General features: G+C 41.8%; 7 protein-coding genes. 5 read left to right on the forward strand and 2 right to left on the reverse strand.

What is annotated here, in order from left to right:
• The first annotated feature begins 81 nt into the window (after positions 1-81).
• Complete coding sequence (locus P20439_RS03260) at positions 82-840, forward strand: sulfite exporter TauE/SafE family protein (RefSeq protein WP_008464608.1); 759 nt, start codon at positions 82-84, stop codon at positions 838-840.
• On the opposite strand, the gene P20439_RS03265 is transcribed toward P20439_RS03260, so the two are convergent.
• Complete coding sequence (locus tag P20439_RS03265) at positions 833-1,468, reverse strand: SDR family oxidoreductase (protein WP_008111082.1); 636 nt, start codon at positions 1,466-1,468, stop codon at positions 833-835. The two genes, P20439_RS03260 and P20439_RS03265, sit on opposite strands and share 8 nt — an antisense overlap.
• A gap of 129 nt (positions 1,469-1,597) precedes the next feature.
• Positions 1,598-3,607, reverse strand: coding sequence for a bifunctional tRNA (5-methylaminomethyl-2-thiouridine)(34)-methyltransferase MnmD/FAD-dependent 5-carboxymethylaminomethyl-2-thiouridine(34) oxidoreductase MnmC (gene mnmC / locus P20439_RS03270; RefSeq protein ID WP_008111081.1), 2,010 nt, complete (start codon positions 3,605-3,607; stop codon positions 1,598-1,600).
• Between the two features lie 178 nt (positions 3,608-3,785).
• Here mnmC and fabB point away from each other — a divergent pair, with 178 nt between their 5' ends.
• The 4 genes from fabB to P20439_RS03290 all read left to right on the forward strand — a co-directional run.
• The gene (gene fabB / locus P20439_RS03275) at positions 3,786-4,997 is read left to right on the forward strand and encodes a beta-ketoacyl-ACP synthase I (protein ID WP_008111080.1); all 1,212 of its coding nucleotides are present in this window, start codon (positions 3,786-3,788) and stop codon (positions 4,995-4,997) included.
• A gap of 108 nt (positions 4,998-5,105) precedes the next feature.
• Positions 5,106-6,227, forward strand: a complete 1,122-nt coding sequence (locus tag P20439_RS03280) for a 4-phosphoerythronate dehydrogenase (protein WP_008111079.1) — start codon at positions 5,106-5,108, stop codon at positions 6,225-6,227.
• Between the two features lie 45 nt (positions 6,228-6,272).
• Positions 6,273-7,289: an aspartate-semialdehyde dehydrogenase gene (locus tag P20439_RS03285; protein ID WP_008111077.1), complete on the forward strand. Its 1,017-nt coding sequence runs from the start codon at positions 6,273-6,275 to the stop codon at positions 7,287-7,289.
• A gap of 349 nt (positions 7,290-7,638) precedes the next feature.
• Positions 7,639-9,233: FimV/HubP family polar landmark protein (locus P20439_RS03290; protein ID WP_036932816.1), on the forward strand; the 1,595-nt coding region annotated here is incomplete at its 3' end.

A 9,233-nucleotide genomic window follows, 5' to 3' on the forward strand; every position in this document is an offset into this window, starting at 1 on the left:
GAACCCCATACCACTAAAAGACTAGTCGCTTACTTGTCTGTTTTTTGTATTATGAGTCAATGATTAACAGCGGGCATAGATATGGATATTTTTACAGCTGAACACATTTCCCCTTTAATTTCGCTGTTACTCATTTTACTGGCGGGGTTTACTTCGTTTGTATCGGCGGCTTTTGGTGCGGGCGGCGGTTTAATGCTGTTGGTGGTAATGGCGTCGGTTATGCCTATGGCAGTGGTGGTGCCGGTTCATGGTTTAGTGCAGTTGGGCTCTAATGCCAATCGGTTGTTGTTAAGTATTGTCCATCTTGATAAGCCGATGTTGTTGTATTTTACTCTGGGTGGATTAATTGGCGCGGGGCTATCAAGCCAAGTAGTAAGCGATATTAACCTTGATAGCATGAAGCTGTTTGTGGCTTTATTTGTGATTTATTTATTGTGGGGAACAATACCTGAATTTAATAAAGACTCACGATTAGGGCGCTTACTAGCAGGCGTAATAACCGCATTTATCTCGACTTTTGTCGGAGCAAGTGGGCCTTTGGTAGCGAGTTATTTACATATTAATCATTACGATAAGCTTAAATTTACCGCGACTTTTTCAAGTATTATGACCTTGCAGCATAGTTTAAAAGCCGTTGTTTATGCGGGGCTTGGCTTTAGCTTTTGGCAATGGTTGCCGTTAACACTGGCGATGATTTTAAGCGGAGCCATTGGCACATGGTTAGGGATTAAGTTACTTAAGCGGTTATCGGTGGCGCGTTTTAGGGTTATTTTTAAAGTGATTTTAACCCTGCTTGCCATACAGCTTGCATGGCAAGGGATGAATGTAATGCTTATTTAATAGCGGCTTTTATTGGTTTGTCGCCATCAAATACTTCAAATATGCAGCGATTGCTGCCTTGCTCTGTGGCAATGGTAAATAGAACATGGGCTACGTTTTCACGGCTAATGATTGCTTTATCGCGCTCTTTGGGGCGTTCGGTAGAAATAAGTTTTGAGGCATTCTCATTAGTGAGTGAGCCTGGGCGTACTATGGTGTAATTGAGTCCACTATTAATTAAATGCCTATCTGCCATATGCTTAGCTACTAAATAGGGTTTTAAGTCGCTTTGGATTGCATCCGGATCGTCTGCACCAATAGAACTCACCATAGTAAAGTGCTTGGCTGCATGCTCTTTTGCGTAATTAATAGCTTTAGTTGCAGCCCATAAATCAATAAGTAAGGTTTTATCTGCACCGGTATTACCGCCTGAACCTGCGGCAAAAATGATATGGTCACAACTGCGCAGCGCATCGCTAAAATCATTTTCTAAATCTTGCTCTACGATAGTTAAATAGTCGCTATTTAAGTCATCTAATTTGCTTTTGTCACGCACTAAAGCCACTACAGGATGTTGGTGTTCAAGCAATAGTTTGGTGGTTAGTTTACCAATTTGCCCACTGGCACCAATTACTAATGTTTTACTCATCACATACTCCTTATTTTATAAGACAAAACAGCCGACTTAAACTTTATCCACTGTACTAAAGAGCTGGGGGTAATAATTTGTTTTTAAAGTATAGGTTTGTTTTTTAGTGTGAGCAGTGTGATCTGCCTTTTAAATTTTATTACGAATAAGGTCACGAACAATAAAACGGCCTGGGTGAATTGCTTGGCTTACACGCTCGCTTAGTGGGCGAGGTTCATTGTTTAAACTACTAATTAAGTGTTCGGCAGATAGCGGTGCACTGCACAATGCTCGCGCGCCAAAGCCGGTAAACATATGTAGGCCCTGTTGTGGTTTTTCTAACGGCTGATATTGATAGCGCTTGCCCAAGCGTAAATTAGCAAATGCATGTGTATAATCAGTTTGCTCCACCCATTCACCGGCCATAGGTAAGTGGTCAATAAAACTACAGCGAACAGCGGTTTTAGCTGAGCTAATATCGCCTAGGCTGGTGGCAAATTCAGTGTTGTTATAAAAACTCAGTAATTGCTCGCGGTTAGTGTGGTTATCTTGCTCGGTCACTTCACGGCTTTTACTGTTTTTTTCAAAGGTGGCACCCATACAATGGTGATCTAAATAGGCGGGAGTAAAATAGCCTTTGTGACACAACACGGTATTAAGTTTACGTGATTGCTCGCTTGCTTGAACATGTGACACTTGGCCGCGAACGCCAACAATGGGAAGTGTTTTGGTTTGCGTAAATGCATCACTGTGCTCACCAGTACAAATAATCACATCGCTAAAGGGGCCAAATGTTTGCTTTTGCGTGGTTAAGTACCAACCATCGGGTTGTTTATTAAATTGCTCAATATGACAGTTAAATAGGCTTTCAAACGAATTTAATTGTTGTGCGGCATCTAACATTGCACAGACTAGCTGCGGGGGATTAACCCAGCCGCCTTGTTCAAAAAATACCCCTGAGTAACCTGTTTTAACCCCTGCGATAGCATCGCCCTCATCAGCAGTTACATTTCGCATAAGCTGCTCTGGCCACAGTTGTTTATCTGCGAGGTTTTGATGGCGATCTGCCAATGGCTGTTTTACTGCATGTTGCAGCACACCACACCACTGGTGATCAAACAAAAAGCCATTGTTGAGTAATTGATTGTAAAGTCGCTTTGCGTATAAAAAACTGTGGGCAAATAATTCACTGTGTGGCGAATTTTTTGCCTGTAAGTGCGGATACACAGCCCCTTGTACATTATGCGATGCCCCCATTGCGGGTTTTTCATCTTGGCAAAATAAGTGGCTTTTTATGCCACGCTTTGCGAGGCTATAAAGGATACAACTGCTTGCTATACCACCGCCAATAACAGCCACACTTGAAAGCGCTGAGGGGTGATGCTCAAAATAAGCGGGGGCTGATTGTTTTGGGTTGGCTTGAGCGAGTGTGCCAATTAGCATTTCACGTTTTCGGCCAAAACCTTTGGCTTTTTGCATGCTAAAGCCTGCCTCGTTTAGTCCTCTGCGCACAAAGCCCGCAGCGGTAAACGTGGCTAATGTGGCATTGCTTCTAGAAATATCGACCATGGCATTAAATACACTTTGCTGCCACATGTCGGGGTTTTTACTTGGCGCAAAGCCATCTAAAAACCACGCATCAACCAGCCCACTTTGTGGGTAGCTCATGCTATTAATACATTCCAGTACGTCGCCAAAGTAGAGGTCGAGGACTACACGGCCATTGGCAAACTCTAACCGATGGCAGCCATTTAAGTTAATCGGATAGTGAGCAACGAGCTGCTTGCTTAAATGGCTTAAGCTAGGCCAAGCTTGCAAGGCTTGTTTTAAATCATTTACGCTAAGTGGATATTTTTCAAAAGAAATAAAATGTAATCGCTGCACTTTATTTGGCTGTTCATTTTGAACTTGTGAGTACTGTAGGTGGTCAGAAAACTGCAGCCATGCATTTAAGAAGTTAAGCCCAGTACCAAAACCGGTTTCGGCAATAACAAAGTGTTCACGGTCATGATTTTGTAACCGTGTATCTATACTGTTTTGTTGATAAAACACATAATGCGATTCGGCAAGACCATCGTCATTAGAAAAATAAACATCGTCAAAGTCATTGGCAACCGGAGTGCCTAAGTCGTTAAAGTGTATATGGGCGTTTTTTATCATGACCAATTCAATTTATAGATAATTTTTTAATTATTTTACGTGTTTTCTTTGAAATAGTCTGGCGTTATTTATAAGCTGTAGCTTCAGAGTACAAGTGTACGCTAGAAAGCTGACCACTTAGATGATTAAATTCGCGTAAAATAGAACACAATTAAGTATTAAGCTAAGGGAATTACCCATGAGAAGAGCCGTAATAACAGGCATCGGTGTTGTATCAAGCATCGGCAATAATAAACAAGAAGTATTAGAGTCACTTAGAGCTGGTAAAAGTGGTATTGCTTTTAATCAAGAATTTGCTGATTACAAATTGCGTAGCAATGTATCAGGTAAAATTGATATTGATGTTAAAGAGCATGTTGATCGTAAAGCAATGCGCTTTATGGGTGATGCGGCGGCTTACTCTTATATTTCAATGGCGCAAGCGATTGAAGATGCGGGTCTTAGCGACGAGCAAGTATCAAACGAGCGTACTGGTTTATTAGTTGGCTCTGGCGGTGGTTCATCAAAATGGCAAGTAGAAGCGGCTGATATTCTTCGTGAAAAAGGCGTTAAACGCGTTGGTCCTTACATGGTGCCACGTACTATGGCAAGCACCACTTCTGCATGTTTAGCAACACCGTTTAAAATTAAAGGTGTTAACTACTCTATTAGTTCTGCGTGTGCAACTTCTGCGCATTGTATTGGCCACGCGGTAGAACAAATTCAATTAGGCAAACAAGACGTTATTTTTGCAGGCGGCGGTGAAGAACTTCACTGGACGTTAGCAATGGAATTTGACGCTATGGGCGCGCTTTCGACTAAATACAACGACACACCTGAAAAAGCATCGCGCACCTACGATGCAAACCGCGATGGTTTTGTAATTTCAGCTGGTGGCGGTATTGTGGTTGTTGAAGAACTTGAACATGCACTTGCTCGTGGCGCGCACATTTACGCTGAAATTACCGGTTACGGCGCAACCTCAGATGGCTACGACATGGTAGCACCATCGGGTGAGGGCGCGGTACGTTGTATGCGTCAAGCTATGCAAAACGTTGACAGCATTGATTACTTAAATACCCATGGTACATCAACACCAGTAGGTGATGTTAAAGAGCTAGGGGCTATTCAAGAAGTGTTTGGTGGTAACTCGCCAATGATCAGTGCCACTAAAGCAATGACAGGCCATGCACTGGGTGCGGCAGGTGTACACGAAGCTATCTTTTCATTATTAATGCTTGAGCATGGCTTTGTTGCGCCATCTATCAATATTGATGAGTTAGATGAACAAGCGTCAGGCTTGAATATTGTGACTGAAGCAAAAGACGTTGAACTAAACACGGTTATGTCTAATAGCTTTGGTTTTGGCGGTACTAATGCCACGCTAGTAATGAGCAAATACAAAGGTTAAGTTAATCGTTAACTATTTTAAAGCCGAGCAAAATGCTCGGCTTTTTCGTTTGTGCTAATAGGGGGTTGTTCGTTACAATAGCGCCTCATTTCGCCAAACGGACTCACAATGAAAATTCTTGCCGATCAAAATATGCCTTTAGTTGAGCAATTCTTTAAAGATATGGGTAAGGTTGAACGATTTGATGGCAGGCAATTAACCCCTGAACAACTTATCGATGTTGATGTACTGCTTACCCGCTCAGTTACTCAAGTTAACAGTGAACTATTAGCACAGGCGAATAAACTAAGCTTTGTAGGTACCGCCACAATTGGTGTTGATCATATTGATACTGATTTGCTCAGTGCTAACAATATCGGCTTTACCAGTGCGCCTGGCTGTAATGCCATTGCCGTAGCTGAGTATGTAATAAGTAGCTTATTTGCATTAAGCCAAGAAAATGCCAGCCCGTTAAGTGGTAAAACAATCGGTATTGTGGGTGTAGGTAATATTGGCAGTTGTTTAGCGCAAAAGTTAAAAGCACTGAACGTTAATTTACTATTGTGCGATCCAATTAAGCATGAGCAAGGGCTATTAACCGAGCATGTTGAGCTTGATGAGCTATTAGCGCAGTCAGATATTGTTACTTTTCATGTGCCGTTGGTTAAAACGGGTAAACATAAAACCCTACACATGCTTGATAAAACACGCTTAACTAAACTTAAATCTGGGTTGACGTTAATAAACGCTAGCCGAGGCGATGTGATTGATAACCAAGCCTTACTCGAAGTGATGGAAGCAGGAGCAGAGCTCGATTTAGTGTTGGATGTTTGGGAAAATGAACCTAATATTTTAACTGAATTACTTGAGCACGTGCGCTATGCAAGTGTTCACATTGCAGGGCATACCCTTGAGGGTAAAGCGCGAGGTACGCAAATGTTGTACCAGCGCTTATGTGAGCTCAAAGGGGTGGAGGCCAATAAGTCACTTAGCGACTTTTTACCGCCAGCAGCCATTGGGTGCGTTACCTTAGCGTCAAGTTTTACTGAGGCAGACATCGCTCGCTTAGTACACTTAACTTATGATGTTCGTCGCGATGATGGCATTTTACTGCGCCACCTAGCCGATGAGGGCTTTGACAGCTTACGAAAAAACTACTCAACCCGCCGTGAGTTTAGCACTGTGATGGTTGAAGGTGATAGCACCGAGCTTGCTGCACTCGCCCAGCTTGGCTTTACCACAGTAAACTAATTTAATTAGCGCGGTTGTTTTAACCGTGCTTACAGAGGATGAAATATGTCGCAAAAATATAACGTTGCCGTACTCGGCGCTACCGGCCTTGTTGGTCGTCAAATCATTGAAACTTTGGAAGATCGTAAATTTCCGGTCGATCAGCTGTTTTTATTAGCAAGCAGCCGCAGTGCCGGCGAAGATATAAAGTTTCGTGGTGAGAGCATAGAAGTACGCGATGTTGAAGGCTTTGACTTTAGCCAAGCGCATATCGGCTTATTTTCTGCTGGTGGCAGTGTGTCTGAAAAGTACGCCCCGATTGCTGCAGACGCAGGCTGTATTGTTATTGATAATACCTCACACTTTAGAAATGACTTTGAAGTGCCGCTAATTGTGCCAGAAGTGAATGCAGCGAGTTTAGCCGATTTTAGAAACCGTAATATAATCGCTAATCCTAATTGTTCAACTATTCAAATGATGCTTGCGCTTAAACCTATTTATGATGCCTACGGTATTGATCGTATTAACGTTTCAACCTACCAAGCAGTGTCGGGTGCAGGTAAAGAAGCGGTTGATGAGCTGGCAAAACAAACAGCCAACTTAATGAATGCACGGCCAATGGAAAACGACATTTTTCCTAAGCAAATTGCGTTTAATGTTATTCCGCAAATCGATAGCTTTGAAGACAATGGCTATACACGCGAAGAAATGAAAATGGTAAACGAAACGCATAAAATTTTAGGCGACACCAGCATTGCGGTAAACCCGACTTGTGTTCGTGTACCGGTGTTCTTTGGTCATTCTGAGTCAATTAATATAGAAACGCGTATGCCTTATGACTTTGAGCATGTGAAGCAATTATTGAACGATGCACCGGGTGTTGAGCTAATTGATGATGCGGGTGATTACCCAACGGCTGTCTCAGATGCCAGTGGTAACGACACTGTTTACATTGGCCGTTTACGTGCCGATATTTCACACCCACATGGATTAAATATGTGGGTAGTAAGTGATAACACCCGTAAAGGGGCTGCAACCAACAGTGTGCAAATAGCAGAAGAGCTAATCGCTAATTACATGTAATTAGCCTGAAGACAGTGATAATCCAATAAACGGCAAACCTAAGTGGTTTGCCGTTTTTTTGTGCTTTAATTGCCATTTTTTTGCCACTTATAAACAACAGCTGTGTAAACACTTTGATAAACAACATAAAATTATTTTTATCTAGATGTTTAAGGTATTTATTTTCAATGCGTTGCGATGGATATTATGGCTTAACTGGTTTATAGTTTGTAACTGGAATAGAGCTTGCAATAAAAATAGATTGTAATAAAAATGTGCGTTAGCTACTTGGCTAACAACGGCAAGAATAATCAATGTTTAAGCGCCAATTTAAAGCGCTGCGTTAACATTTAAACATTAAAGGATCAGCATGCGCGGTTTCGTTTCACTTATTATATTAGCGTCTGCACTGATGGTAACGACTGTTTACTCTCAAGACAGTACCCAGTTAAGAGGGCCTAAAGGCGCAGATTATGGCGCACAGGGGCGTTCTATTGGGCCAATAAAACCAACCGATACACTTTGGCGCATTGCCGTTAAGGTTCGTCCTGATAATTCAGTAAGCATTTATCAAGTTATGCAGGCCTTGTATAACAAAAACCCTAATTCATTCTTAGAACAAAACTTAAACCATATGCAAAGTGGTTCTTATTTAAAGATACCGACTTTGGCAGAAATTAGACGAGTAAACCCGCAATTAGCTAAGCAGCGCTCTGAGCAAGATGATGACCTGTGGGAAAAAAAGAAAAACGGTACGCTCACCCAAGCAGAAATTAATTCAGCACAAACAAAAGTAACGCAAGCACGCAAAGCAGATGTTGATGAAGCCAAAAAAGAATTACAACAAGAATTAAAAGCGATTAAGACTGACCAAAGCAATAAATTGGTTGAGCTTCAGCAGCAGTTTAAAAGCTCTGTGAGTAACGTAGAAGAAATTTTAGTTGAAAACAACAATCTTAAAAAACAGCTAACAGGTATTTCAAGCGAATTAGAAAACGTTCGTTTACAACTAGGCCAAGACAGTGAAATTCAACAACAGTTAAAAGAATTAATCCTTAAACAAAATGAGATTATTGCACAGCAAAAATTAAAGGACGCACAGCAAGAGAGTGAATTTAGTTTTGCAGCGTTATTGTCAAACCCTTTGGTGCTCATTTTATTAATGACTATTCCAGCTTTATTGATTATTTTTGCCGTTGTTATGTGGCTGCGTAAGCGTAGTAATGATCAAGAGCCTGAAAGTAATGATGATGAGTTTATTCCACAAGCCCCTGCTTTTACTGATCCTATAGATGAAGTGCCAGAGCCCTCACTCGATGAAGCACCAGCTCCCGATCCGCTTGATGATTTAAGTGTGCAGTTAGACGATAACATGGATGACGTGTTACTCGATGATGATGTGGAATTTAACGATGATCTCGATGATGACAGTTTACTAGATCAAGATGAGTTAGAAAGCCTACTCAATAATGATGTTGTTTTTGAAGACGAAAACACCGAGGACGATGAGCTTGATGTTTTCATGCAACAAGACTTTGATAGCTCCGATGGTGATGATACAGGCGATGCTATCAACCTTGATGAGTCAGATGACATTTTAAGTTCGGATGACTTAGATAGCCTGTTTGATGAAGAAGATGACGATGCACTGCCTGATGAACCTAAAGGTGAATCGAATGATGATATGGCAGCACTCAGTGAAGAGCTAGCCGAAGAGGGTGAAGACTTTGACATTGACGACTTGCTTGATGAGAACAATGAGCAAACAGCTGATGTATCAGCACAAGCCGATGATGACGAGTTTGATATAGACAGTTTACTCGATGCTGAGCAACCAGCTACTGAAGATCAGAGCGAAGAGCCAGATATCGACAGCTTAGTTGATGAAGATGACGAATTTGATATAGACGATTTACTCGACGCTGAACAACCAGCGGCTGAAGCTCAAAGCGAAGAGCCTGATAT

This window comes from Pseudoalteromonas sp. BSi20439 (genome assembly GCF_000241165.1).
Taxonomy (GTDB): domain Bacteria; phylum Pseudomonadota; class Gammaproteobacteria; order Enterobacterales; family Alteromonadaceae; genus Pseudoalteromonas.

Bases quoted from the DNA above. Each gene is read 5' to 3' on its own strand.
- P20439_RS03260 (WP_008464608.1), top strand. From the start codon at position 82: ATGGATATTTTTACAGCTGAACACATTTCCCCTTTAATTTCGCTGTTA.
- P20439_RS03265 (WP_008111082.1), bottom strand. From the start codon at position 1,468: ATGAGTAAAACATTAGTAATTGGTGCCAGTGGGCAAATTGGTAAACTA.
- mnmC (WP_008111081.1), bottom strand. From the start codon at position 3,607: ATGATAAAAAACGCCCATATACACTTTAACGACTTAGGCACTCCGGTT.
- fabB (WP_008111080.1), top strand. From the start codon at position 3,786: ATGAGAAGAGCCGTAATAACAGGCATCGGTGTTGTATCAAGCATCGGC.
- P20439_RS03280 (WP_008111079.1), top strand. From the start codon at position 5,106: ATGAAAATTCTTGCCGATCAAAATATGCCTTTAGTTGAGCAATTCTTT.
- P20439_RS03285 (WP_008111077.1), top strand. From the start codon at position 6,273: ATGTCGCAAAAATATAACGTTGCCGTACTCGGCGCTACCGGCCTTGTT.